The sequence below is a fragment of the Bradyrhizobium sp. 164 genome, assembly GCF_023073715.1.
Lineage (GTDB): Bacteria > Pseudomonadota > Alphaproteobacteria > Rhizobiales > Xanthobacteraceae > Bradyrhizobium.
The window spans coordinates 73735-100725 of record NZ_JADPKA010000013.1 but is presented as its reverse complement, the minus strand read 5'-3'; the positions used below and the strand labels follow the sequence as shown (position 1 = coordinate 100725).

General features: G+C 58.7%; 18 protein-coding genes and 1 pseudogene. 13 read left to right on the top strand and 6 right to left on the bottom strand.

Going from position 1 to position 26991, the window contains the following annotated elements:
* The 10 genes and pseudogenes from IVB01_RS04860 to IVB01_RS04815 all read left to right on the top strand — a co-directional run.
* Positions 1-376, top strand: a pseudogene (locus IVB01_RS04860) (chitooligosaccharide synthase NodC); the annotation flags it as partial.
* 23 nt (positions 377-399) lie between these two features.
* A complete protein-coding gene (gene nodS / locus IVB01_RS04855; protein WP_247281312.1) occupies positions 400-1029 on the top strand; it encodes a nodulation methyltransferase NodS in 630 nt (209 codons plus the stop codon).
* 11 nt (positions 1030-1040) lie between these two features.
* Positions 1041-2753 (top strand): nodulation protein NodU, encoded by a 1713-nt coding sequence (nodU, locus tag IVB01_RS04850; protein ID WP_247494282.1) that lies wholly within the window; start codon positions 1041-1043, stop codon positions 2751-2753.
* A gap of 4 nt (positions 2754-2757) precedes the next feature.
* Entirely contained in the window at positions 2758-3672 is a 915-nt protein-coding gene (gene nodI / locus IVB01_RS04845) for a nodulation factor ABC transporter ATP-binding protein NodI (protein WP_247494281.1), read from the top strand.
* A 3-nt stretch (positions 3673-3675) separates the two neighbouring features.
* On the top strand, positions 3676-4464 hold the full coding sequence (locus tag IVB01_RS04840) for an ABC transporter permease (RefSeq protein ID WP_247494280.1): 789 nt from the start codon (positions 3676-3678) through the stop codon (positions 4462-4464).
* Positions 4465-4662: 198 nt separating this feature from the next.
* The gene (locus IVB01_RS04835; RefSeq protein WP_247494279.1) at positions 4663-6675 is read left to right on the top strand and encodes a carbamoyltransferase; all 2013 of its coding nucleotides are present in this window, start codon (positions 4663-4665) and stop codon (positions 6673-6675) included.
* Between the two features lie 192 nt (positions 6676-6867).
* Positions 6868-7842 carry a nodulation protein NodZ gene (locus IVB01_RS04830; protein WP_247414818.1) on the top strand — a complete coding sequence of 325 codons (975 nt, stop codon included), beginning with the start codon at positions 6868-6870 and terminating at the stop codon, positions 7840-7842.
* Positions 7843-8771: 929 nt separating this feature from the next.
* Positions 8772-9608: an SDR family oxidoreductase gene (locus IVB01_RS04825; RefSeq protein ID WP_247494278.1), complete on the top strand. Its 837-nt coding sequence runs from the start codon at positions 8772-8774 to the stop codon at positions 9606-9608.
* Positions 9609-9799: 191 nt separating this feature from the next.
* Positions 9800-11623 carry a nif-specific transcriptional activator NifA gene (gene nifA / locus IVB01_RS04820; protein WP_247494277.1) on the top strand — a complete coding sequence of 608 codons (1824 nt, stop codon included), beginning with the start codon at positions 9800-9802 and terminating at the stop codon, positions 11621-11623.
* Positions 11624-12039: 416 nt separating this feature from the next.
* Complete coding sequence (locus IVB01_RS04815; RefSeq protein WP_247468399.1) at positions 12040-12906, top strand: electron transfer flavoprotein subunit beta/FixA family protein; 867 nt, start codon at positions 12040-12042, stop codon at positions 12904-12906.
* Between the two features lie 485 nt (positions 12907-13391).
* On the opposite strand, the gene IVB01_RS04810 is transcribed toward IVB01_RS04815, so the two are convergent.
* The 6 genes from IVB01_RS04810 to IVB01_RS04785 form a co-directional block, all read right to left on the bottom strand.
* On the bottom strand, positions 13392-14741 hold the full coding sequence (locus IVB01_RS04810) for an MFS transporter (RefSeq protein WP_247458873.1): 1350 nt from the start codon (positions 14739-14741) through the stop codon (positions 13392-13394).
* 991 nt (positions 14742-15732) lie between these two features.
* Complete coding sequence (gene glmS, locus IVB01_RS04805) at positions 15733-17559, bottom strand: glutamine--fructose-6-phosphate transaminase (isomerizing) (protein ID WP_247494276.1); 1827 nt, start codon at positions 17557-17559, stop codon at positions 15733-15735.
* A gap of 234 nt (positions 17560-17793) precedes the next feature.
* Positions 17794-18753, bottom strand: coding sequence for a GDP-L-fucose synthase (locus IVB01_RS04800; protein WP_276577598.1), 960 nt, complete (start codon positions 18751-18753; stop codon positions 17794-17796).
* On the bottom strand, positions 18734-19819 hold the full coding sequence (gene gmd, locus IVB01_RS04795) for a GDP-mannose 4,6-dehydratase (RefSeq protein ID WP_247281322.1): 1086 nt from the start codon (positions 19817-19819) through the stop codon (positions 18734-18736). The genes IVB01_RS04800 and gmd overlap by 20 nt, the downstream gene beginning before the upstream one ends.
* Before the next feature lie 357 nt (positions 19820-20176).
* Positions 20177-20353 carry a hypothetical protein gene (locus IVB01_RS04790; RefSeq protein ID WP_247494275.1) on the bottom strand — a complete coding sequence of 59 codons (177 nt, stop codon included), beginning with the start codon at positions 20351-20353 and terminating at the stop codon, positions 20177-20179.
* A 557-nt stretch (positions 20354-20910) separates the two neighbouring features.
* The gene (locus IVB01_RS04785) at positions 20911-21069 is read right to left on the bottom strand and encodes a hypothetical protein (protein ID WP_247302419.1); all 159 of its coding nucleotides are present in this window, start codon (positions 21067-21069) and stop codon (positions 20911-20913) included.
* A gap of 3469 nt (positions 21070-24538) precedes the next feature.
* On the opposite strand from IVB01_RS04785, the gene IVB01_RS04780 reads away from it, so the two are divergent.
* From IVB01_RS04780 to panD, 3 genes are all read left to right on the top strand, one after another.
* Positions 24539-24994, top strand: coding sequence for a hypothetical protein (locus IVB01_RS04780; RefSeq protein WP_247494274.1), 456 nt, complete (start codon positions 24539-24541; stop codon positions 24992-24994).
* 579 nt (positions 24995-25573) lie between these two features.
* Positions 25574-26557, top strand: coding sequence for a biotin synthase BioB (gene bioB / locus IVB01_RS04775; protein ID WP_247494273.1), 984 nt, complete (start codon positions 25574-25576; stop codon positions 26555-26557).
* 50 nt (positions 26558-26607) lie between these two features.
* Positions 26608-26961, top strand: coding sequence for an aspartate 1-decarboxylase (gene panD / locus IVB01_RS04770; protein ID WP_247494272.1), 354 nt, complete (start codon positions 26608-26610; stop codon positions 26959-26961).
* The last annotated feature ends 30 nt before the right edge of the window (positions 26962-26991 follow it).

Below are 26991 nucleotides of genomic sequence, written 5' to 3'. Positions count from 1 at the left end.
CGCGCTCACCGGCACCGTGCCCTGGTGGACCGGTCTGACCATCGTCGCGATGACCATGATTCGATGCGGCGTGGCGGCCCTTCGTGCCGGCGAGCTTCGATTTATCGGCTTCTCGCTCCACACCCCGATCAACATCTTCCTCCTGCTCCCGATGAAAGCCTATGCGCTCTGTACCTTGAGCAACAGCGACTGGCTCTCGCGCAAAGTAGCGAAATCATCACACGTTGACGAATCGAAGGCCTCGATCGAAGACGCGACAACTGGACCAAGCCTTAACCCGGTATCGGGAGCGCCTGGCTCAATTCGCGGGGCCGGTCTTTCGCGCGCTCCCTCGCAGCTGACCGCGTCTGATGGCATTGCGGCCGAGACTGACTGACAGCTTTATAGGGGCATTTAGCGGTGAGCGTGGACAAGACACATCAATCGTTGCAACGGGAGCTGACTAACGATGACCCGTGGCGGCTTGACGACAATCCGTTCGAACGTGAGCGTCACACCCAATTGCTACGGCTATCGCTGTCGAACGGCGCCGTCTCAACCGGGCTCGAGATCGGGTGCGCGGCCGGTGCATTCACAGAGAAGCTTGCTCCTCACTGCAAACGGCTCACGGTCATCGATGTTATGCCGCGAGCGATCGGTCGAGCGGTCCAGCGGACCAAGAGGTGGTCGCATATCAGCTGGGCGGCGAGCGATATTCTGCAGTTCTCGACCGAAGAGCTGTTCGATCTGATCGTGGTCGCCGAAGTTCTCTACTATCTCGAAGACATGACACGGATGCGTACCGCAATCGACAAAATAGTGAAGATGCTTGCTCCAGGTGGGCATCTGGTCTTCGGATCTGCACGTGATGCCACCTGCAGGCGATGGGGGCATGTCGCTGGCGCCGAGACAGTCATCACGATGTTGACTGAAGCGCTCATCGAGGTCGAACGCGTGCAGTGCCAGGGGCAGTCGGCTGACGAAGACTGCTTGTTGGTCCGCTTTCGCAATCCGGAGCGATCTTCGATCCGTCCTAACGGCCGAGCTTGAAAGGAGCCACTATGCGTATCTGCGGTATCAAGCTGACGCATGACGGGGCAGTCGCTCTGATCGAGCACGGCCGGGTGGTGTTTTGTGTCGAACAGGAGAAGCTGAACAACAATCCGCGTTATCAAACCATCGACAACCTGGATGCCGTTGTTAGCGCCTTGGCGGAGCACGGGTTGCATCCGAGCGATGTTGATCAGTTCGTTATTGATGGCTGGGATGGAGAGTTCGAGTCGCAGTTTGAAGTCCTTAGTGGGACGACGACCATCAAGCTCAAGGGCGCGCCGTATGTCGAACGGCTAGGCGATAGCCCCCTGACGTCCCGCGATGGCATCGGCCTCATGCTTGATGGGAAGCTATATCCCTATCAAAGCTATCCCCATGTCACCGGGCACGTAGCATCCGCATATTGCGCCAGCTCGTTTGCCAAATCCGCGCAATCTGCTTTCTGCTTGGTGTGGGACGGCTGCATGTTTCCACGCCTCTACTATGTCGAGCCCCATGGCATCCGGTTCATCGAGTGCCTGTTTCCGATGATAGGTCACGCCTATGCGACGGCAGGACATCACTTTGGACCTTACAGGCGGGCAGACCGCACCAGCTGGGATCTCGGTATTGCCGGCAAGCTGATGGCCTATATCGCGCTGGGATCGCCCGACGAGGACAGTATTAAGACGTTTCATGAACTTTATGAGGCGCACTTTGCCACGGATGCTGAGGGCGCTTGTCCTGAGCTTGGAGAGATCAACAGCTCACAAGCGCCGCTTGAAGCTCTGCACGACTTCTTCGATGCGTGCGCAATGCGATTGAAGGAAAAGCAAGCCGAAGACGTCCTTGCGTCATTTCACGTTTTTCTAGAGCGTCTGCTGGTTCGCACCATTGCTGATGTTGTGGAGCGGCATTCGGATCTTGCGGGGGCGCGTAACCTCTGCATAGCCGGCGGCTGTGGCCTGAATATTAAGTGGAATAGTGCATTTCGTGCGACCGGCCTATTCGATGTCGTGTGGGTGCCGCCCTTTCCGAACGACAGCGGCTCAGCCATTGGTGCTGCTTGCTCTGCGCTGGCGGCACAGCAAGGCTTTAGAGCTCTGGAATGGTCGGTCTACAGTGGACCGGCCGTGCGTCCCAGCGAAGTCCCGCCCGAATGGGAGGGCGCGCCCTGCACTATGGGCGAACTTGCGGCAATCCTCGCTTGCGACAAGCCAGTGGTCTTCCTTGCCGGGCGTGCCGAGCTCGGACCACGAGCCTTGGGTGGCAGAAGCATTCTCGCGGCTGCGAGCTGGGAAGGAATGAAAGATCATCTCAACGACATCAAACTTCGCGAGCATTTCAGGCCGGTAGCGCCGATATGCCTGGAGGATCGTGCGGCGGAGATTTTTAGCCCTGGAATACCCGATCCGTACATGCTGTTCGATCACCAGACGCGACCGGAATGGCGGGACAAAATTCCCGCCGTCGTACATCTCGACGGATCTGCTCGTCTACAGACCGTTTCCAGAACCTCTCAGCATAAAGTGGCCGAGCTTCTCGTCGAATACGAGAAGCTCACAGGCATTCCGCTGCTTTGCAATACCAGCGCCAATCTGCATGGACGCGGCTTTTTCCCGGATGCTGCCGCCGCGTGCCAGTGGGGACGCGTCGATCACGTATGGTGTGACGGGCTGCTTTGGACAAAAAAACGCGCAAGCGAGGAAGCGGCGCGAACAACGTCCGTCGCGATAGCGTAAGCAAATGTCAACCGCGGCAGTCGACCTTTTCCAGGTGAGCAAGTTCTATGACGACAGGGTCGTCGTGGACGCTCTTTCGTTTACGGTCTCGCCGGGAGAGTGCTTCGGTCTGCTGGGACCAAATGGCGCGGGTAAAAGCACGCTTGCGCGTTTGATCCTGGGCGTTGCATCGCCCGACGCAGGTAAGATATGCGTGCTCGGCGAGCCAGTGCCGGCAAGGGCGCGCTTGGCGCGCCGGGGGATCGGGGTTGTCCCACAGTTCGATAACCTTGATCTTCAGCTCACGGTGCGCGAAAACTTGCTCGTTTTCGGGCGCTACTTCGCGATGAGCGCGGCTGAGGTGAAAGCGGTCACGCCGTCACTGCTCGAATTCGCGCGCCTGGAGAACAAGGCGGATGCCCGCGTCTCCGAACTGTCCGGCGGCATGAGGCGACGCCTGACCTTGGCACGGGCCCTCATTAACGACCCGCAGCTCTTGGTGCTTGATGAGCCGACGACCGGCCTTGATCCGCACGGCCGTCACCTGATCTGGGAACGCTTGCGCTCGCTATTAGCGCGGGGCAAAACGATCCTTCTCACCACCCACTTCATGGAAGAGGCGGAGCGATTGTGCGACCGCCTGTGCGTGCTTGAGCACGGCCGTAAGATCGCCGAAGGTCAGCCTCACGCGCTCATCGAGCAGCAGATCGGCTGCCAAGTGATCGAGATTTACGGCGGTAATCCGCATGAACTGCTGCCGCTGGTCAGACCCCAAGTGCAGCGCGCTGAGGTGAGCGGGGAGACGCTCTTCTGCTATGTCACGGATCCAGAGCAGGTGCGCCTCCGGCTTGCCAACCGCACGAATCTCCGCTTTCTGCAGCGTCCTCCAAATCTGGAGGATGTCTTCTTGCGGCTAACCGGGCGAGAGATAAAGGACTGAACGATGTGGCAACGTTTTGCGCCGGCGCTCCCTGCTAATCCATGGAACTGGATCGCGGTATGGCGCCGCAATTTTTTGGTCTGGCGGAAAGTCGCTCTGGCATCGATTCTTGGGAATCTGGCCGAGCCGATGAGCTCTCTGTTCGGTCTCGGGTTTGGCCTTGGAATGATCATAGGTGGTGTTGAGGGGACCTCATACATCTCGTTTCTGGCGGCTGGCATGGTCGCCACAAGCGCGATGGTCTCCGCAACCTTCGAAACGATCTATGCGGCTTACGCTCGCATGCAGACAAATTGCACGTGGGAGGCAGTGCTCTGTACGCCCCTTACGCTCGGCGACATTGTTCTCGGTGAAGTGGCATGGGCAGCGAGCAAGGCCTTGCTCGCCGGGACAGCGATCACGATTGTCGCCGTCGCGTTGGGTTACGCAGAGTGGTCATCCATCCCCTATGCGTTACCAGCCATCGCCCTCACTGGCGTTACTTTCGCGAGCCTCGCAATGGTCGTTTCAGCCCTTGCACCAAGCCACGACTATTTCATCTTCTACCAGTCGCTTATTCTCACGCCCATGATGTATTTGAGCGGGGCGATCTTCCCAATGAGCCAGTTGCCCGGTTCATTTCAACGCATCGCGGCCTTATTGCCGCTGACTCATTCGGTCGATCTCATTCGTCCGGCAATGCTCGGTCGGCCGGTCGACAGCGTCGGATTGCATGTGGGCGCACTTTGCATCTACGCGGCATTTCCCTTCCTCGTATCGGCCGTGCTGCTTCGGCAGCGCCTGATGCGGTGAGAGGAACAAGACCTAAAGCGAAGCATCGCGTGTGCGAGATGCGATATCGGGCGTAACGAACTGCCGATGCGTGCGACGCTTATGTGAGTCTCGTCACGCTAGCGATGCCTGATCGGCCCCGCGACGACGTGCGGCCTACTCCCAAAGCAAGCGATACGAAATAGGCCAACAGGCCTCTCAGGATTAACGGAGAACAAGATGCTGTGTCTAGGATTGAGTGGCGGCCTCGACAGGGTCTATGAAAACCCCCTCGGACTACCGAACACGTTTCTGCACGACGGCGCCGCGGTACTTGTCAAGGACGGGCGCGTGCTCGCTGCCGTGGAAGAGGAGCGCCTCAACCGGATCAAACATTCAAACAAGCTCCCGAGCAGTGCGATTGAATACTGTCTTGCAGCCGCGGGTGTGGAGCTTCGCGACGTCGATCGTATTGCGTTCTACGCTACTGAAGCCTATTGCAATGCGATGCTCGAACGGTTGTTCATCTCACAACCGGAAATCTCAATTCCGCTAGATGCCAATCTGCTGTTACGGCATCTTCTAGCCACGGAGTTCGGTACCCAAGTTGATCCTTCGCGGGTGTCATTCGTAGGCCACCATCAGGCCCACGCCGTGAGCGCTCTGGCGATGTCGGGTTTTGAAGAAAGCCTGGTCCTCGCGATCGACGGTTGTGGCGACTTCCTGTCGGGTCTGTTGGCGGTCGGGTCGGGCACCGAAATGACCGAGCTTATGACCTTTCCAGAGAATAACTCTCTCGGACTGTTCTATCTGGAGACGATCCGATATCTCGGCTACGGCCTGTTCGACGAGTATAAGGTTATGGGGCTGGCTCCTTACGGAGATCCCGCACGCTATCGCGAGCTCTTTTCCCAATTCTATGAGCTCTCCGCAAACGGTGGCTACCGCGTTCACCTCGACCGTATCGGTCCGGCATTGCTGCGCAATATTGAGGTCCGGCGAAAGGGAATGCCGTTCACGCAACAGCATCGAGATGTGAGCGCATCGTTGCAGGAGGCGCTGGAGCGGATCGTGTTTCACATTCTTCGGCATTACCGTGAGTCGACTGGAATGAAACGGTTGTGCCTGGCTGGCGGGGTGGCTCACAACTGCACGCTGAACGGAAAACTCCTGTATTCAGGCCTGTTCGAAGACATCTTCGTGCAGCCGGCTGCGCATGACGCCGGATGCGCATTGGGCGCGGCACTGATGGTGTCGAACGAGGCCGGGCAGCCTGCGCCCCGCGAGCGACTACAGGCGGTTTATTGGGGGCCAGATGTCGGCAGCGACGACAGCATCGAACAGGAGCTGAAGGGATGGGCCGGACACCTCGAGATTGAACGGACTGCTGACGTCGCAACCAGAGCAGCCGAGTGGATGGCTGATGGCGCCGTGATCGGGTGGGTACAGGGCCAATCGGAGTTCGGCCCTCGTGCGCTCGGCAACCGCAGTATTCTTGCCGACCCGAGGCCCGCGGCGAACAAGGACCGGATCAATGCGATGGTCAAGAAGCGCGAGAGTTATCGACCATTTGCGCCATCGGTTCTGGAGGAGGATGCGGGCGCGTTCTTTGAGTTGCCGGATGGTCGCGCAGAATATCCCTTCATGAATTTCGTCGTTCGCGTGCGCGAATCCAAGCGTGCTTTGCTAGGCGCGATCACGCATATCGATGGTACGGCTCGGCTGCAGACGGTTTCCCGCACGAACAATGCCGCCTATTGGGAACTCATCAATGCGTTCAAGAGCCGGACAGGCGTCCCGATTCTGCTTAATACGTCCTTCAACAACAATGCCGAACCGATCGTAGATTCCGTTGCCGATGCGATTACGGCGTTTTTATCGACCGAGCTGGATGGTCTTGTAGTCGGGTCATTCCTCGTCAAGAAGCGGGCAACAACGCTCGAAAGCTGGACTGCACTCGCCGTATCACTGCCGCCCCATGTATCTCTTTACCGGGTTCGCGCTCATGCGGGCCGAGAACGCCAGGAGACAGTCTGCGAGATCCGCATGGGTCACTCCAGCCAGGACAGCGTGCGCGTCTCGCATGACCTGTTCGACATGCTGATGCAAATTGAGAAGGAAGCTGTTCTTGCCGATCTTCTCGCCAGGGTCACCTCTGACAGGACTAGGCGAGAAGCTCTCGTGAACGAACTGCGCGGGCTCTGGGATCTGCGCCGTATTCGGCTGCATCCGTCACAGACTGCGCGGTCGTAAAAGGTGGGCAATGCGGAAGAGGGCTCCTTGGACGCCTCTTGCATGACCTGCCAATCGCGGTGCCGTGGAGGAGGGCTTGCGGGTTGATCGCCTTGCGTCCAGGTGACCAGCCGTCCATTGGCGTGGATCGGAATCGCAAGAGTAGGTGCGCCACACAAAACTAATCTTACGCAACGAGAAGGGTTTGATAACTTGACGAAGGAACGCTTTGTTATTTCTCGGAGGCGTACCGGCTTTGGTGACTGCCTCTGGTCGCTGGCGTCAGCCTGGTCGTACGCGCAGCGCACCGGGCGGACGCTCGTCGTTGACTGGCGCGGTTCCTGCTACATCGACCAACCGTTCAGCAACGCCTTTCCGGTGTTCTTCGAGCCGCTTGAGGACATCGCTGGGGTACCGGTGATTTGCGATGACCGGGTCAACCAGATCTCGTTTCCCGGACCGTTCTTCCCGCGGTGGTGGAATAGGCCATCGATCGACTGCATCAATCGTCCGGATGAGCAGATCTTCAAAGAACGTGACGAACTGACCGAGCTGTTCCAGGCAAGAGAAGATAACGAAGCCAACACCATTGTCTGTGACGCCTGCCTGATGTGGCGTTGTGGCGAGGAAGCCGAACGACTGATCTTTCGGAACATCAAGCTCAGGTCTGAGATTCAAGCGCGGATCGACGCCTTGTATGAGGAACACTTTAACGGCCATAGCATCATTGGCGTTCATGTTCGGCACGGCAATGGCGAAGATATCATGGAGCATGCGCCGTACTGGGCCGATTCGGAGCTCGCCCTTCGTCAGGTCTGCATGGCAATCCGTAAAGCCAAGGCTTTGCCATATCCAAAGCCTGTAAAGGTCTTCCTGTGCACGGACAGTGCACAGGTGCTCGATCGACTATCGGATCTGTTTCCCGATGTCTTCGCCGTACCAAAACGTTTCCAGGCCGATCGGGCAGGGCCGTTGCATAGTGCGGAAATGGGAATTGAAGGTGGAGCTTCCGCTCTCATCGACATGTATCTTCTTGCGCGATGCGCTACAGTGATCCGCTTTCCCCCCACCAGCGCCTTCACGCGCTATGCCCGTCTGCTCGTGCCACGAATTATTGAATTCGACCAGAGCAAGCCGGAGCACTTGACCATGATCGATAACCCATACGAGCATTTCGCGGCTTCATGAAGCGCCAGAATGTGAGCCTGAGCAATGGCGGGCTAGATCATCGGTCTGATACTGCTGGCTTCGACACCATCGGTTTCGCAACGTCTCGCAGGATCGGTGGATGGCGACTTCCGTCCCGCAAGCGACGGCTGACCGGCGCACCACCACGGATGCGGTGGGGTGCGAGGGCGAACGCCTGCGAAGCGTAAGGGCCAATGCCCGCGGGCGCCGGCGGCCTTGCCCCGCAATGCTTCGGGCCCTCCTGTGTAAGTCGAGTCGCGCGGAAAGGTTATGGTTCTGTCATCCTCCGGCCAAATCCGCCATCGCTGGCCAGACGGTGAAAAGCACGGCAATGGCGGTCCGGGTCGCCGAGGAAATCTGACGTAACAGACAGTCACGTCAGAATGTCCCAGCAGCAAGGAGGCGCGTCCGGTAGATGGATCGCCTTTGCTGGGCAACCCTTTTGCGGTCAGCTCGTTTTCTGGACGACAGCCTTGTTCATGCGCCGCTCGCAGAGTCCTTTCGGACGGAGGTGTGATGAACCGCGCGGCCGGCGGCCCATCGATATTGCTCAAGAGCCGCATGTGCGGCCGCGCGTACCATTGGCCGAGAGCAACTTGGACGAACTGGCCATTAAATCCTGATCTCCGCCAAAGGCAGCTAACCTATCTCGTCCAGCCCCGCATGACCCACAGACCACTCTGGAGGGCGACGCAGTCAGCTCGCGATGGAAACACCAGCCTCTCGGCTCGAAGGCTTAGCGCACGCAGTGGGCAGCACCCGGGAGCTCGACGACAGCCATTGCTGCGTTGCTGGTGTCGAAAAGCAAACAGGCCAGATGTTCGGAACCTGCCATTTGCGTCCTAAAAGCGCGCCACCTGTGCCCTGCATCGCTCTGGCCCGGATCCTGCACCAGGTGCACAGGCGAGGGGTGCGGAGGGGAGTCGCGTGTGAATCTAGGTCTACCAGATGACAATGCGGTCGCAGCTCAATCGTCGGAAACGGACGCTCGCGGTCCAATTCACGCCGATGGAGGGGGCCGTCCGCTGCGTGAGCGGAAAACGCTGGTATTGACCGGGGCATCGCGCGGTATCGGTCGCGCCACCCGAAGATTGTTTTCGGAAGCCGGTTGGCGCATCATTTCTTGCGCGCGCCAACCATTCGACGCGGTGCGCTGCCCATGGGACTCAGAGGGGGATAGCTATATCGAAGTCGACCTGAGCGATCATCGGACGCTGCCGCGCGCGATTGCCCAGATAAAGGAGCGCCTTGCCGGCGCACCGCTGCAGGGACTGATAAACAATGCCGGAAACTCGCCAAAAACGCCAAACGGTGCCCGGCTGACGTCGCTGGCGACCTCAGTCGATACCTGGATGCGCGTGTTCCACCTCAATCTGGTGGCGCCGATCCTGCTCGCTCAGGGTCTGTTCGATGAGCTAAAAGCGGCTTCAGGCTCGATCGTCAATGTGACTTCGATCGCCGGCGCGCGGGTGCATCCATTTGCAGGCACGGCATATGCGACGTCGAAAGCTGCGCTCGCTTGTCTCACGCGCGAACTGGCGCACGATTGCGCCTCACATGGCATTCGCGTCAGTGCGATCGCGCCGGGCGAAATCAAGACGGACATTTTGTCGCCTGACACGGAAGCGCATCTTGTGCCAAAGATCCCACTTCGCCGGGTGGGTACACCCGAAGAGGTCGCCAAGGTCATTTTCTTCCTATGTTCAGATGCGGCAAGTTATGTCACTGGCGCCGAAGTGCCGATCAATGGCGGGCAACACTTGTGAGTGAATCCGTCCCTGCCGAACCCGGCTAACTGAGTTTCATCGATGGAAGCCATGTTGGCCGGGGCGAATCCGCGCAGCGAGTTGGAAAGAATAAAGCGGCAAATCTAGTCACTGTAAGTGCTGCCGGCGTGCCATGAAGAGGCGTCATCTCTCGCCCCGCCCTGAGAACTGGATGTCAGATCGAGGCAGGCATGCAACACGAGTCCAACAAGTCCGATCGAGGTGATGGGGAGGATCAAGAAAGGAACGGAGAAGTCATTATGCTGGACAGCGTTTCCCTGCGCGAAAAACCAAACTCAACCTCCGACGCGGACCCTTCAGCTTCTATTCTGCGGTCGCAAGAGAAATCGCTAAGCACGATCTTTGAAATAGCGCACACGCTCACCGGCCTATGCCGGCTCGAAGCCAAGCTGGCGACCGTCATCGAGCGTCTGCCATTGCTCGTGCAGATGCGGCGCGGCATCGTATGTCTGTTCGATCATGACGGGGTGCCCGAGATCATCGTAGACGACGGCCGGAGCGAAGGGCGCGACGCGCGTTGCGGGGTGCGCTTGCCGCAAGGAGCAATTGATCAAATTGTGGCGACGGGGCGGCCGCTCATCGCCGAGAACGTAGCGCTGGATTCGATCTTCAGTTCTTCGGACGTCGAGATGCTGGACGCCGCCGGTAATACGCGTATTGCGTTCATCGGTGTTCCCATAGACATTGACGAGAAAGTTGTGGGTACGCTGAGCATCGACCGCATCGCAGACAACGGGACGCACGCGCAGCTCGAGGACGACCTCCGCCTGCTGACGATGGTCGCAAGCCTTCTGGGCCAGACGGCGAAGCTGCATTGCGCTTTTGCGCGCGATCGCGGGCGGCCTATGGACGAGGAGTTCCGGCCGCAGAAGCAGCTGTCCGAACTCAAGCCTCATGGGCGGGAGCGTAAGAAGGTCCAAGTCGATGGAATTATCGGCGACAGCCCGGCGCTGCGCGCGTTGCTTGAGAAGATCGAGCTGATCGCAAAATCGAATAGTACCGTTCTGTTGCGTGGCGAATCGGGTACCGGCAAAGAGCTGGTCGCGAAGGCTATTCACGAGCGTTCAGCGCGCGCCAAACGCCCCTTTATCAAGCTGAATTGCGCAGCCCTCACCGAGACGGTGCTGGAATCCGAATTGTTCGGCCACGAGAAGGGGGCGTTTACGGGCGCATTCAACGCGCGCAAGGGTCGCTTCGAGCTCGCCGACAAGGGAACGTTGTTTCTGGATGAGATTGGCGAGATCTCGGCGTCGTTCCAGGCGAAACTCCTGCGCGTGCTTCAGGAGCAGGAGTTCGAGCGGGTGGGCGGCAATCAGACGATCAAAGTGGACGTCCGCGTGATTGCAGCCACGAATAAGAATCTTGAAGAGGCGGTGGCAAGGAAGGAGTTTCGTGCCGATCTCTATTATCGCATCAGCGTGGTTCCTCTGCTACTGCCGCCGCTGCGCGAAAGACGCACTGATATTCCGCTTCTCGCCGCTCGATTCTTGAAGAACTTCAACAATGAGAACGGCCGTGCTCTGGTCTTCGATTCAAGTGCGATTGACGTTCTTATGAATTGCGGATTTCCCGGTAATGTCCGCGAGCTGGAGAACTGTGTGCAGCGGACCGCGACCCTGGCGCACGGATCGTCGATCGTAAGAGACGATTTTGCCTGCTGCCACGGGCAATGCCTGTCGGCCACGCTATGGAAGTGCGGGCCGGAGCAAGTGGCGCGACAGCCGAGCCCGATAATCTCACTCCCCGCGAGGCTGAGCATGCCGCCAACACAAGCTGTGGCACACGTTCAGCCGTTCGGTAGCGAACTGACGCCGCTAGAGCCACCCGGCCGACCTAGCATAGGTGCCGCCAAGGTCACAGATCGCGAGCGCGTAGTCGCGGCGATGGAAAGGTCCGGGTGGGTACAGGCCAAGGCGGCGCGCCTGCTTGGACTGACGCCGCGCCAGATTGGTTATGCCTTGAGAAGGCACGGTATCGAGATCAAGCGTTTCTGAATAAAAGTCGGGCTCGCGTCTCTCTCGCTCGCCCGGGCGCGGTAGGAGAACGTGCCAAGAGGCGGTACTCTGGTCCATGAAGCGGATACGAAACCGATGTGCTCTGCTTGGGGGTGGCCATGCCGGGAAGCGTAAGCCCTATTCGCGTTAGCCGGGTGCTGGTCATCGTCTGCTTGCAATTTATTCGCCCTATGAGAAATGATTAGGTGTCGAACGAGCGCAAGATCACGGCCGCGCCATTTCTGCGACTCAGATCAGAGAGAGATCACGTCCGCTTTGCGCAGCCCGTCGCAGTTCCGACAACGGTCTCACCGTCAGTCGCCAGCCATTGCATTCGTCCCTCGTCGGCGAAATGCCTGGGGTGGTATGACAGTTGCTATTCGTGGGGAGCCTGCTCAACATCTTAGGAGAAGCATATGCACAGCATCGTCTGCATCAAACAGGTCCCCGACTCCGCACAAATCCGCGTGCATCCTGTCACGAATACGATCATGCGTCAGGGCGTGCCGACAATCATCAACCCATATGATCTGTTCGCACTGGAAGCTGCGCTCGAGCTACGAGACAAGTTCGGCGGCGAAATCACTGTTCTGACTATGGGCCCGCCGTCGGCTGAAGAATCTCTCCGAAAGGCGCTGACATTTGGTGCCGATCGTGCTGTCCTGCTCACTGATCGTAGTTTCGCGGGCTCCGATACGCTGGCGACGAGTTACGCGCTGGCGTGCGCGATTCGCAACATCGGGAAGGAATATGGCCCACCAGACCTCATATTCACTGGCAAGCAGACTATCGACGGCGATACCGCGCAGGTGGGACCTGGCATTGCGAAGAGGCTCGGGGTCCAGCAGCTTACTTATGTTTCCACAATCAAAGCGTTGGACTTCAAAGCACGCACGATCGATGCGGAACGGCGCTGCGAAGGAGGAGTCCAGGTGCTGCGTTCCAAGCTTCCTTGTCTCATCAGCATGTTAGAGGCAAGCAATCAAATTCGCCGCGGTGCAATGATCGATGCCTTGCGTGCGGCCCGTGCCTCAATCGTAAAATGGAGCGCTCAAACTGCCGGCGTGGATGACATGGCCAAATGCGGTCTGAGGGGGTCGCCGACCGTCGTCAAGCGTGTCTTCGCGCCCTCCGCACGAGCGGAGAAGGCGACGTGGGTGGAAGCGACCGAGCAGCCGGCGCAAGCGTTGATCGACGCCATGTTCAAGCGTAACCCTACGCTCGAGACGGAGCTCGCACAGCTTGCGCGCGGTACCTCATCCGCGCAAACTAGCGGTGCGTGAAGTCGCGGCTGATCGAGCGGAGCCAGCGCTGGCCTGGGTCGTGGTCATGCATTGGCCCGTCGCTCGGTGCACCAGGCACGATTCAAGCTTTTCGAGCGCTCGCTAAGGTTTGGCGAGCTGCGATACACCGGTCCCCTGGGAATTCATGCAACCTCAAGACGTGCGCGTTAAGTTTGCTTGGCAGCGCACGTGAAGCTCGCGCGAGGGATGTATTTCCCTCGCGCGAGCTCTGCCGTGTTTCACGTAACCGCAAAGTGCGAGCATTATCATCGCGCCGCCGACCACAGAACGAATCGAGCGTGGCGATAGTGCTCAGCCATTCCCGGTCAACATCAGCCACGGCTCGTCCCGATACGGCTCGACTCGCATAGGAAGAACCGTGACCCGCAGAGTGGCACGTGGACCACCGCGAGATCACCGCAAGGACCGCCACGCACCCCGTTCAGTTCAGTCTTGGACGTGAAGGTCCCCGCGTGGGCGCGCTGCTAATGCGTGGTAAATTGCGCGCTTACGGCCCGGTTAGACCGCTCGGGTCGCGACAGCTTCGCAACTCTCTTGGTGTTTCCTGGATAAATCGTGAGCGCGGCGATAATGCCGAGCAAAGCTGCAAACATCAACCAGAAACCCGGCGAAGCCTTGTCGTCGGTCCGATCGATCAGCCAAGTCGATGCGAGCGGCGTAAAGGTGCCAAAGAGAGCTGCGGCGAGTGCGAAGGCCAAAGAAAAGCAGGTTGTGCGAACGTGCTTCGGCACGATTTCGACCAAAGCGCCCAACATGGCGCCGCTGTAGGTGCCAAAGTAGAACGAGAACATCATTTCCACTACCAGCATCTTGCCAAAGCTTGGGTCGGTCACAAGCCAAGACAACGCCGGATATACAGTCACCAAGGCAAGGCCGGCAATGGTCAGCAAGACCGGCTTCCGACCGATTCTGTCAGAAATCGCGCCGCCAATTGGGTTCCAGATGAAGTTCGTCACGGCGACCAAAAGCGTCACCAAGAGCGTGTTCTGCGAGGACAGCTGCAATACGTGCTTGCCGAAGGTAGGCGTGTACACTGTGACGAAATAGAAGGTCGTGGTCGTCAGCATCGCGATCATCATGCCGAGAATGACAATGCGCCAGTTCGCAACTGTGGAGGTAAAGACCTCGCGGGCCGTTGGGTGGGTCTTCATGACCAGAAACTCCGGAGTTTCCTCCAGCGTCCGGCGCAGGAAGAAGATAAGCGGAACGATCAAGCAGCCAAGGAAGAATGGGATCCGCCAGCCCCAGGCCGCAACCATTTCGGCCGGAAGTGCTTCGCTCAAAAAATACCCGATAAGAGCCGCGACAAAGATCGCAACCTGCTGGCTCGAGGACTGAAACGATGTGTAAAAGCCGCGGTTGCCCGGAGTGGCAATCTCGGAGAGGTAGACGGAAACGCCGCCAACCTCAACGCCGGCAGAAAAGCCCTGCAACAGCCGTCCGAACAGCACGATCGCGGGTGCGGCAATGCCGATTGTTGCATAGCCGGGACAAAAGGCGATGATGACGGTGCCAACAGCCATGATCGAAAGCGTGATGATCAGGCCTTGCCGACGGCCAATCTGGTCAATATAGGCTCCAAGCACAATCGCGCCAACCGGTCGCATCAAGGCCCCCAACCAGAACACACCGAAGGTGTTAAGCAGTGAAGCGGTTTCGCTTCCTGATGGAAAGAACGCGTTTCCGATGGCACTGGCGTAGAACCCGAACAAGAAGAAGTCGAACTGCTCGAGGAAGTTGCCGCTCGTCGCACGTAAGATGGCGCCAATGCGCGATTTGGCATTTGACGCATGCGCGATGGACGCTGGTGACATGGCGAGTTTCCTCTCGGTTTGAAATGGCCGGTTCCGGAGAAAATCTCACGCCAGCCCAGTGCAGTTTCATGGCCGCGAATCTGCCATCAGGGCACTATCGACCAACCCGTAAGCGCCTGACGTTTCCGGCATATTTTCGGCAATTGCCGCAAACTCGCACAGTTTTTCGGGCGTTATTCCGCTCGCACGGCAGGAGTGACTCTCAAGCTACTGAAACGTCGGGCAATTCTCGGTGACAAGGGTTGTTGTCTGTGGCGTGGCCGAATTCGCTCATTGAGCGCACCGACATGCAATGAAAAGGAAAGGACGAGATGCATGGCATTCGAGCGGCAGGGAAGAGCTCCGTGAGATGTCGTGCTAGAACAGCTCGCGAGCCTGCGATTGGGGCCGAGGTCCGTTAGCATCTCACCCCGACGTCCAGCGATTTGGCCTCGAGTTGCTCAAGTTAACCTGAGGTTTGACGGAAAACGTTTGGTGAGCGTGCTGGCGATCGAGCCCGTCCGATAGCGCCGATCGCCATGCTCGGCAAGTGCCACGTTGTCCTTCGAAGCGAGGCGCGCCTCGTACTTCGAGGGGCGCTGCGGTCCTAATGCGCTCCAAAACCCGTGTTGAGGGGGAAGAACGTAGCGAGCCTCCTCAGCGATAACCGAGTATTCGTTTGGATCAATCGAACAGGTTCATCTGGCTTCCACGCCGTACGAAAAACCTGACGTTCGTCACGAATTATGACCAGGTCCAAGCAATCGGAATGCCATGATAAGTCATACGCGACTCCTTGCTTGCCGGAGGCAACGCCACACCAGCCTCGTAACCTGATTGGCCGTAGATTTTGCACATGAGTCTCGGCCTCCGTAAGCAAGCGCTATGAACCGGCACAAACCATGCTGTGGCATCGGGCCAGGAGCCGGGCGGCACATCGTAATTCGATCTGACCGAGGCTTGTGCGCATTCGGAATCTGACCACGACACTTCCAGGCCGCATCACCCTGCCTTATTCGACGGTTACCGATTTCGCGAGATTTCGGGGTTGGTCGACGTCCGTGCCCATCAGGATGGCCGTGTGGTAGGCCAGAAGCTGCACCGGAATCGCATAGACAATCGACGTAAACGTCGTACCCATCTCCGGCAGCACAATCGTCGCGAGTGAATCCATGGATACCTCTGCGGCTCCCCGAGCGTCCGTTATCAAGATAATCTTGCCGCCGCGTGCGGCGACCTCCTGCATGTTCGAGATGGTCTTTTCGAACACCCGGTCGTAGGGAGCAATGACGATTACGGGAACGCTCTCGTCGATCAAGGCGATCGGGCCGTGCTTGAGCTCTCCGGCCGCATAACCCTCGGCGTGAATATAGGAGATCTCCTTTAGCTTCAGTGCCCCCTCCAAGGCCAGTGGAAACGACGTGCCGCGACCAAGATATAGCACGTCACGCGATTTGGCGATGTCGCGTGCGATCTTCTCGATCTGCGGCTCGCTGGCAAGCGCCGCTGTAACGAGCCGCGGAATTTCGATCAGCACTCGCACGAGATCGACCTCGTCGCTCTCCAGCAATTCACCGCGGGCCTTGCCAGCAGCGACCGCAAGCGCCGCCAGGACGACGAGCTGGCATGTGAACGCCTTGGTCGAGGCAACGCCGATTTCAGGTCCGGCGAGTGTCTGCAACACTGTCCCGCTTTCGCGCGCAATGGTCGAACTCAGTACATTTACGATCGAGACGGTATGCAGGCCTTGCGATTTGGCATAGCGGAGCGCGGCCAGCGTATCGGCCGTCTCGCCAGACTGCGAGATGAAGATAGCAAGATCTCCCTTGCGCATCGGCGCCTCACGATACCGAAATTCGGAGGCGACATCGAGCTCAACCGGAATACGAGCCAGCCGCTCGAACCAGTATTTGCCGATATGGCCGGCGTAGCCTGCCGTGCCGCAAGCCGTGATCGAGATGTGTCCGATCTCGTTGAAGTCGAACGGAAGCTCCTGCGGCAGTGCTACGCTTTCGGTGGCGATATCGACGTAATGCGCCAGCGTCTGCCCGACCACCCCAGGCTGTTCGTGGATTTCCTTCGCCATGAAGTGGCGGTAGTTTGCTTTGTCGACGACAACCGACGACGCGCCAGATTTCACCACCTGCCGGCGGACAACTGTGCCTTGTGCGTCGTAGACCACGCTGAAGTTGCGGTTGAGCACAGCCCAATCGCCGTCCTCAAGGTAGGTGATCAAGCCGGTAAGGGGCGCGAGCGCGATAGCATCCGATCCGAGATACATTTCGCCTTCGCCATGCCCGATCGCGAGTGGTGAGCCCTTGCGCGCACCGATCATGAGGTCGTGTTGACCCTTGAACAGGATTGCAAGCGCAAACGCGCCGACTAGCCGCGGCAGGGACGCTTTTACTGCCTCCTGCGGCGAGCAGCCATGTTTCAGATAAAAGTCGATGAGATGCGTCACCACCTCGGTGTCTGTTTCAGAGGCGAAACAGGCGCCATGCTGTTTTAGCTCCGCTCGCAGCTCGCGGAAATTCTCGATTATGCCGTTATGGACGACTGCAACATTGTCCGTTGCATGCGGATGAGCATTGTGCTCCGTCGGCTTGCCATGAGTAGCCCAGCGCGTGTGCCCAATCCCGACATGGCCTGAGAGCGGATGGCACTGAACGCGTGTCTCAAGGTTCCTCAGCTTGCCCTCGGCGCGTCGAAGCTCGATTTGGTTTCCTTTGAGCGTTCCGATGCCCGCTGAGTCGTAGCCGCGATATTCCAGTCGCTTCAGTGAATCGATGAGACGATCCGCGACCGGACCGCGCCCCAAGATGCCGACAATTCCGCACATGCTAATCAGTTTACCTCAAGTTCAAAACAGAGCGTCCCGCAAGGCGCGCCTGACCAATTCGCTCGCTATAGTTATCGGCCAATCGAGCCGTGCCTGCCCTCCATCGGGCACGCGGCACCCAGAGGTGCGCGAGCTCCAAGCAACACGTGGAGCCCAGTCGAATTCGCCGGAAGATCCTAAAGCAACTTTCTGGCAATCGGACAATGAGCGACGTCAGCAGTTAGCAGCTGAGTCTCACGTTTTGTCCGATGTACCCGATACCGCCAAGAAGGCCTGGTAGGTCTGCCGCATTCCATCTACAAGCCTTGTCCTCGCGCGCCAGCCGAGCCTGGCGAGGCGGCTGACGTCGAGCAGCTTGCGCGGCGTGCCATCGGGGCGCGACGTGTCGAAAGTGATCTCGCCGCCGTAACCGACGACCTCAGCCACGACCCGCGCGAACTCGGCGATGGTGATGTCCTCGCCGGTGCCGATATTGACAAGATCCGCGCTCGAATAGCTCTTCATCAGGTGCACGCAGGCATCCGCCATGTCGTCGACATAGAGGAACTCGCGCCGCGGCGTGCCGGTGCCCCACACGGCGACGCTCCTTGCGCCCGCGACCTTCGCCTCGTGGAAGCGGCGGATCAGCGCGGCAACGACATGGCTCAGTTCGGGATGATAATTGTCGCCGGGGCCATAGAGATTAGTCGGCATCACGCTGATGAAGTCGCTACCGTACTGGCTGCGATAGGCTTCCGCCATCTTGATGCCGGCGATCTTGGCGATCGCGTAGGGCTCGTTGGTCAGCTCGAGCGGGCCTGATAGCACCGAATCCTCGCGCAGCGGCTGTGGGGCCAGCTTCGGATAGATGCAGGACGAGCCCAAAAACATCAGCTTCTCGGCGCCGTTTTGATGCGCGGCCTGGATCACATTCGCGGCAATCGCGATGTTGTCGTAGATGAACTCGGCACGCAGCGTGTCGTTGGCGACGATGCCGCCGACTTTTGCGGCGGCGAGGAAGATCACTTGCGGCCGCGTTTTCGCGAACCAGTCGAACACGGCGGCCTGGTTGCAGAGATCGACCTCGCGCCGGTCGACCGTGACGAGTTGCACGTCCTCCCGCGCGAGCCGGCGCATCAGCGCGCTGCCGACCATGCCGCGATGACCTGCGACGTAGATGCTCTTGCCCTTCAGCTCAAACGGTGCGTTTGCCATGGGCCACCTCCCGTTTTGCTTCCGCCAGATCGCTTGCCATCATCTCCTCGACGAGCTGGACAAAGCTGCGCTTCGGCTTCCAGCCGAGCACCTGTTGCGCCTTGCTGGCGTCGCCGACGAGGAGTTCGACCTCGGTCGGACGGAAGTAGCTCGGATCGATCCGCACCACGGTCTTGCCGCTCTTGGCATCGACGCCCGTCTCGTCGACGCCCTCGCCGCGCCATTCGATGCGGCGACCGACTTGCGCAAACGACAGCTCGACCATCTCGCGCACCGAGCGCGTCTCACCAGTCGCCAGCACGAAATCGTCGGCCTTGTCCGCCTGGAGGATCAGATGCATGCCCTCGACATAATCCCTGGCATGGCCCCAGTCGCGCTTGGCCGAGAGATTGCCGAGATAGAGCGTCTGTTCGAGCCCGACCTCGATACGCGCGACGCCGCGCGTGATCTTGCGGGTGACGAAGGTCTCGCCGCGGATCGGGCTCTCATGGTTGAACAGGATGCCGTTGCTCGCGAACATGCCGTAGGCCTCGCGGTAATTCACCGTGATCCAGTAGCCGTAGAGCTTCGCCACGCCGTAAGGCGAGCGCGGATAGAACGGCGTGGTCTCCTTCTGCGGGATCTCCTGGACGAGGCCATAGAGCTCGGAGGTCGAGGCCTGGTAGAACCGGGTCTCCTTCTCCATGCCGAGGATCCGGATCGCCTCGAGCAGCCGCAGTACGCCGATCCCATCGGCATTGGCGGTGTATTCGGGGCTCTCGAAACTGACGGCGACGTGGCTCTGGGCTGCGAGATTGTAGATCTCGGTCGGCCGGATCTGCTGCACCAGGCGGATCAGATTGGTCGAGTCCGTCATGTCGCCGTAGTGCATCAGGAACGGCACGTCCCCGAGATGCGGGTCCTGGTAGAGATGGTCGACCCGCGCAGTGTTGAACGAAGACGAGCGCCGCTTGATGCCGTGCACGATATAGCCGAGCGACAGCAGATGTTCGGCGAGATAGGCGCCGTCCTGTCCAGTCACGCCGGTGATTAGAGCGACCCGCCGTTTGCTCTCTTGGTTTGACAAATCGTTGCTCTGCGCAGGCTAATGTCGGTCCCCGATCGACGACGTCAATCGCGTCTGGCCTCTTCGAATGCGGAAGCGTCGCGCTCTCGAACTGCCGAGTTCTGGACTCTGTATAGGCATTGCATCAATTGCTCAACTGTACGGAGGTAACCTTCCACATCGAAAGGGTTTTGAAGGACTATACGAAAGTTTGTAGCCCAGAAGATTTCGTTCGGCCTTCGTCAGGCGTTTCTCTATTGCGCGGGTGCAATTAATGAAATTGCGGACGCGCATAGGAGGTAAGCAGACCCGTTTGGCCGAGAAGCGTTCCACAGTCCCCTGCGTGGTCAACTCGCGCGTTGAGCCAGCGAGTGTCCCTCATTTCGTGTCCTTACCTGAGAGTTTTCCAGTCTGCTGTTCATCCAGTGCAACCGCGAGCAAGCCGGGCAAACAAAGCATTGAAATTCGTTCTCTTGTCGCGCAGTACTTATCATCATCGATCGATTTCTGGACAATCAAGCTGGTGATCTGGCAAGCAAGAGTGAAGGCGCGCATATTGACTCTGTGCTGTCTGAGTTCACAGAAAAACGCTGCATGAATGAGGCCAGTGCTATATGGGACCTCAAGGGGTTTATCGCGACGATCAGTGTGCCCTGCGCCACCGAATGACGAATTCACTAGCGAAAAGAATCTGGCGGTTCATTGCTCGCGAGTGGCCACGGAATCAACAACAATCGTGCGTTTAGCGCGCGGACGATATGGCTCAGAAGGTCATTGCTCGGTTCGGCGACCATTCGGCGCGGGGGTGTTTTCCGCGCTCGCAAGCATGTCTTTGGGCCAGCCGTAGTATGACTAGGCAAAGCCCGCATGTGCGTGAATAGGCTCGCCTTGAGCACGTGCCGCTGCCATTGAAACTCGCGGTTTGCTGGTCCCGAGCGCCCCTTCTCTTATCGATGCCCGCGGCAAAGTCCCGGTTCTTGAGCAAGCATTCTGCGGACAGCAGCCTGAGCTGACGGATCAACTGCGTTCTACCTCAATTATCACATTTGATTTGCAGCCCCTCGGCAGAAAGAATTCGGATGAGCTGCTCGTGGAGAGGTCGACCCGGGCCTCTAAACCACGTGCCACCCGCTCGCATGCGCCGAAAGAAGCGTAAGCTTTAGAGGCGCGCCCTCGAAATGGATCGCCGGCTTATCGGCTTCGAACGCGGTGTTGCCCTCAATCAAGGTGCCGAGATCAATCTTCAGTCCCTCGCGGGTATAAACTTCCACTTCATTTCTGATCCAAGGCGCTCACATAAGCTTCTTAATACTCGTTCATCAGGTCTTGATGGGCCTCATTGCCTGGATCGGCGTTCGGCCCTGGGGCAATCGTCAGGCCTGCACGTCGCGCAGATCCAGCTCGCGGATCTATCGGCAGCTCTCTTGCTCCCGCGACGACCGCTGCCCATGCCTAGCAATTGCGCGCGCTCGTCTCGGATTACTGTTGGTCATCTAGTCTGCTTTCCTTCAACGACGCTGCGTCCGCCCGACCATGGCGTGACGTGCATTCGGGAATGGTGATAAGCGCACCATGATGACAGCTTTTGGCGAGGTCCCATCACAACAGGTTCGCCGCACATATATGCGGTTCCAGGATCGCCATTCCTGAAGCCAACAATGGCCCGGCATTGGCCCTCACAGTGATCGACGAGCAAGACCCTATTGGATCCATCGGGTCCTCTCACATGTCCGCTCCGGGATAGCGCATCAATCTCGCAGCGGCGGGTTGGGCACTCAGTGCCCGCAAACGTATATCGAAGCCTGCAAGGCTGGATTGGGCCTTCTTACATGTGGGCGATCTTGTCTTCATACGGGCCGGCGATCTGCGTGAACAGGACAGAAACAGCGTTCTTCGCAGTGAGCGCCGCTTTGGCAGAAAAGCTCTCATCGCAAGCAACCGGCCTGCTCCGCTTTAGCACAGGAACTTCTGAAGCGACCGAACATTGGTGCTCCCTAAGGGGGCACTCTACAATCTGACGCTACGTACGATTCAATCCCTCTGCGGGCTTATCGCGTGAATATGTCGAAACCGTCTTCGTTCGCCAGGAGCCAGCCGCATGACGAGGAGGGCGGGAGGCGCTTCACCACGGCAGTTGGCTTTCTGTATTCGTCGTCTGCGGAACGCGCAGCTCGGGTCCGCTCGAGTGTGCGCGCATAGCTACGCCCAGCTGTGAGGCTGCTCGTCGCCGGCCACGAGTGATCAAGCGAATCAATCAAGCTTACTTGAATGTGTGGATAGGAGCTGCCTCGGCGCCGGAATCAATCGTCCATGGCTGAATGCTCTCTCGAGTCTGTGCGAATTGGTTTTGTCTATCCAGCCGAGCTCTCCCGCTGTCCCCGTCATAATAGGGCTGCTTCCCGGGAGTTGTCGGTGCCGCGGCGGCTGAGCAGAATAGGAAACGAGATCAATCGGCAGCGCGTTAATCTGGTCAATGAGCCAAACTCCCGTCAAGGCACCTAACAGTGACTTCGCCGTTCTAGATAACGGAGGACAGACGGCGTTTTGAAGGCAATCAAGTGGCTGTTGGAACGAGCGGCGCAGTTGGCCATCTCTCTGATGGACGGGCGGGGCCTTGTAGCGGCGCCGATCGGTGTTCCTCCCATTCATCTTGAGGCGCAAGCGATTGTTAGGCCGGCATTCTCCAGCACATCCAAAATGCTGTCAGCAACCGCCCGCGGATCTCGCTGGTCCTCTTTGCTCACGGTACAAGCCAAGGTAGCTGCGATGATCGCGTGCGCTGCTTTGCGCTGGAGGCAATCGTACTCGGCATATTCACCGCAAGTATTGCAGTTGATCACTGGTCGGCCGCTCCAGGGATCGTGCATTGCGATCTCGCACCAGTTATCTGTGTGACATTTCGGACAGGGCATAGATCGAGATTTCCTTGTGGTCTGACCTCGCGCGCTCCATGGCCGTCAATTGAACGACTGCTTGGTAGCCAAAGCTGCAGAAGTCATTGCTACTCCCGAGGCCGTGTTGTCCGTCTTTGGATACGAAAAACATGATGGAGGCGGCGGCGGAGTCAATCCAGGCACCCGTAGGGGGCTCCGGCATGAGCGACCAGTCGGCGCATCTCTGGCGAGAATGCTGGCAACCGTGTATGCCTACAGCTACCTGTTTCGGCGTGAGCAAGCTATTGCAGGTTCGCCGCGGCCGCATCACGGCTATGTAAGATGAGTATGGCCTCCAACTTCCATTCCACTCTGAGCTGCGAGGCCCCGATCTCCGGACCGCGACCTCTGCGTGAGCAATCTATCAAAGCGGGCAATCGCCACGCGACGATGCTGCTGCGATCTTAGAATCCGGTTCTCCTGCAGCCTGGCTTCATCGCGACACGTTGCAATGATTCGCCGAGGCGGCTTCACTGCGGCGTCCGAGACAACGCGGGCCTTCTGCAATCTGGCTCGCCAAATGACACACTCGAAATTGTGTCGCCCGGAAGCTGTTGTACGGCCAAGCACGCTCGCCACCTGTAAGAAGACCCTACAATCTGACGCTACGTACGATTCAAGCCCTAATGTCGAGAGTCGCGCATTTCGCGCCCCTCGCCGCGCTTGCTGCGAGCGGCTTGTCGCATCTCAGACATCAACAGAGCGGTCGGCAGATAACGGCAAATGAGGTGCTTTTGCGACAGCCAACCTACGGGATCTTACGTAGGGCATGTGTCGCATTTTCTTGATCTAAAAACTGCATCGTATTCCGCATGAAGCAAAAAAACCTGTTCTCAGACGCCAAACATTGGCGAAGCCGTGCTGAAGCGACCCGAAGAAAAGCGGAGTCGCTCGAGGACGACACATCCAGATGCAGGCTGATCAAGGTCGCTGAGGAATATGATAAGCTGGCTCGCCTCGCGGAGGGGCGGCAAAGAAATGAGGTTGACGGGCAGTTCTGATCGACCGGGCGGACGGTTGCACCGATCGTCAATGCTTGTGACCCCGGCGCGGGGTGTCTCTCCGTTGGAGCTCACAGCCCGCTAGGGCTGAACTGCGAAACTGCGTCATGCGGTAAGGCCAATGAGCGAGGCTGCTGAACGAGTGCGGACCGCGCGTGCGAGCCTCTGACCATGAATCCATTCTGGGTCACGGTGGCCGGCCACATAGATGACGCATTGACGGTGTCTCAGGCGGCAAGCCGGCTAACCGCTAGACATGAAGGAATGAGATGAAAGCCCACCGTCAGATCGTCGAAATCAAAGCCTCTCGCTCGATGAACTGGCGAGGCATTGGCGTCGCTTTGCATCATGTGCTGAAGCCTGCGACGTTTGTTTGGGTGGCAAAGTAGCCGGTTCGCCGGATCATGCCACGCGAATTGGCTTCCGCCGCCATTAAGCGTTTCAGTCGAATTCTGGCATCTTGCACCAAGCACGGCGAGCTCAACGCCATACGTTGCGGACTTGTTCAGGCGACGAGGCGAGCAGAAGCTTCTGGTGGCACGGCTTGCCAAGACAAGCCATCGTAGATGTCTGCGCAGATTGTCTGCATGAGGCCAAGTTCGCAACGAACGGGCGAATGACGAGAAAGTTTAAGAGAGCTCAGATGTCGAAAGATAAACCCAAGAGAACTCCCCGGTGAACGATGCGGACAGAACCGATGTTCTTCATCCAAGTAAGTCGGTGCAGTTGATCAGCGGCAGTTGGGGCCGCCCATGCCAGGGTACCAGCCGTTCGATGTACGAGTCGAACAACACGAGTGGTGCCGGATGCAACTCTATCGGCCAAAAGAAGAAAGAGGACACATGAGGAAGCAAAGTGTAGAAAGACTCGAAGCGGGGCGCGTCCGCGATGGCCGATTCGCCACCGCACCGGGGTCTGGTCCTTCCGGTCTCTTCTTCGTGCAGGGGCCTTGTGGCTGCCAACTCAAGATCGTCGGCTTCGTCCGTCCGGGATGGGAGCATGTCTCTGTGTCGACGCCACGGCGATCTCCAAACTGGGAGGAGATGTGCTTCGCCAAAGATATGTTTTGGGATGAAGAGGAATGTGTGATGCAGCTGCATCCTCCTCATTCGCAGTATGTGAACAATAGTCGCTACTGCCTGCATCTCTGGAGGCCGACCCGTCAGGTCATTCCGATGCCTCCGGCAGCCTTCGTGGGCATCGTCGGGCTCGGGCCGTCTGAAGCGGCAATTCTGTTTGCGCAGATGAGTGCGACGTCTTAGCAGATCTCGCCGCGTCGTGCCAAGTCGGGCGGCGACGACGTGATCGAGAGTCCAGCGGAGTTGCTCACCACAGCCACGGGCTGCGAGCAAGCCTAGGTGGCCACAGACCCGCCAAGGGCGCGCCGGGCCGCTACTCTGCGCCCCAGAGCCCAACCCGCTGCGCTTCTGGAGGCGGCGGGAGGTAACGCTCGCAGAGTCGGCTCGTCCGGGCCACCGTTTATTGTACGGGGATGTGACGCGCATAACCACACCATCGTGGAATCGGCCAGGTGAGCAGATTCGTGGATCCGTTGTACACGGCGCGCGGCCAAATACATTTGTATCAGGAGAGGCTCCTACGGGGCGCAACTACCGTACGCATCGGCTAGTTACCTGAGTGAGGCGCGTCGAGGAGCGTTGTTGCGCTTGTCTCGGCCTCGCGAGGAAATCCTGCATGGGGGAGCGGCGATTAGCCTGATACGAGCGCCATGCCCGCGCAACTCGGCGATATTTCTCGTCAATACCGGGCAAGAGTGTTGCTTTGCGAAGCTACGCACGACCGTGTCGCCTGTATGATCGACCGAAAATCTTGGGGGTGCTGTGGAAGTCGAAGGCAATAGCGGCCGCAACGGCGCGCCGGTCCGCCGCGACTGGGAACGTGCCGAGGCGGAAGGGGTTTACGCGCAGCCATTTGCCGAGCTCCTATTTCAGGCCCAGACCGTTCATCGCGGCAATTTTGACCCAAACCACGTCGAAACCGCAAGCCTGCTCAGCATCAAAACGGGCGGCTGTCCTGAAGACTGCTCCTACTGCGCACAGAGCGTGCATTACGACACTGGCCTGAAGGCGACTCGCTTGATGGATCGCGCTGATGTGGTCGCCGCCGCGCAGCGCGCCAAGGCGGCCGGGGCGAGTCGCTTCTGCATGGCCGCGGCGTGGCGCAGTCCAAAGGACCGCGATCTCGATAAGGTCTGCGACATGATTGCCGCCGTTAAACGTGTCGGCATGGAGACGTGCGTAACGCTCGGCATGCTCACGCCAAAGCAAGCCGCGCGGCTCGCCGACGCCGGCCTCGACTTCTACAATCATAACGTGGACACTTCGCCGGAGTTCTACCGCAGCATCATCACTACGCGGACCTTGCAAGATCGGATCGACACTCTTACGCGCGTGCGCGAGGTGGGGGTCAAAGTCTGCTGCGGCGGCATTATTGGCATGGGTGAGCACGTCGATGACCGTCTCGGTATGCTGGTACTGCTCGCCAATCTTCCCAAGCATCCGGAAAGTATACCGATCAACCTGTGGAACGAGGTGGATGGCGTGCCGGTGAAGGTCACGGCGGAGCGTTCCGATCCGATTGCACTGGTGCGCCTGGTAGCGACCGCGCGGATCATGATGCCCAAGAGCGTCGTACGGTTGGCCGCCGGGCGCCAGTATATGACTGATGAACTCCAAGCCCTATGCTTCTTGGCGGGTGCGAATTCCATCTTTGTCGGCGATGTGTTGCTGACTACCAAAAACCCGCAACTTGACCGTGATGCAAGTTTGTTAGCCCGGCTCGGCATTACGTCTGGACTCGCTTAAGTCATCAGAACAACGGCGTGCTGCGTGCAAGCTATCAGCGTAGGTAAGAAATGCAGATTATCATGATGAAGGGAAAGATTCATTGCGCCTCGGTAACTGAATCCGACCTGCACTTTGAAGGCTCGATCTCGATTGATCGCGCACTGCTGGACGCGGCCGGTATCCTGATTAACGAACGCGTCGAACTCTACAACCTCGAGACGGGGGCACGCTTTGCAACGTTTGTGACGGAAGCGCCACAAGGGTCCGGCACGGTAGACGTGAACGGTGCGGCGGCGCGACTGGCGATGCCCGGCGATAAAATAAGTATCGTTGCATACGCCTCACTTGACGAGGCGGATGCAAGAATCTTCAGGCCGCGCATTGTGCTGGTTGATCGACAAAATCGCATCGTTCCGGTTTGAATCCAACAAGCTAGCCGCCGTAAGACCCTG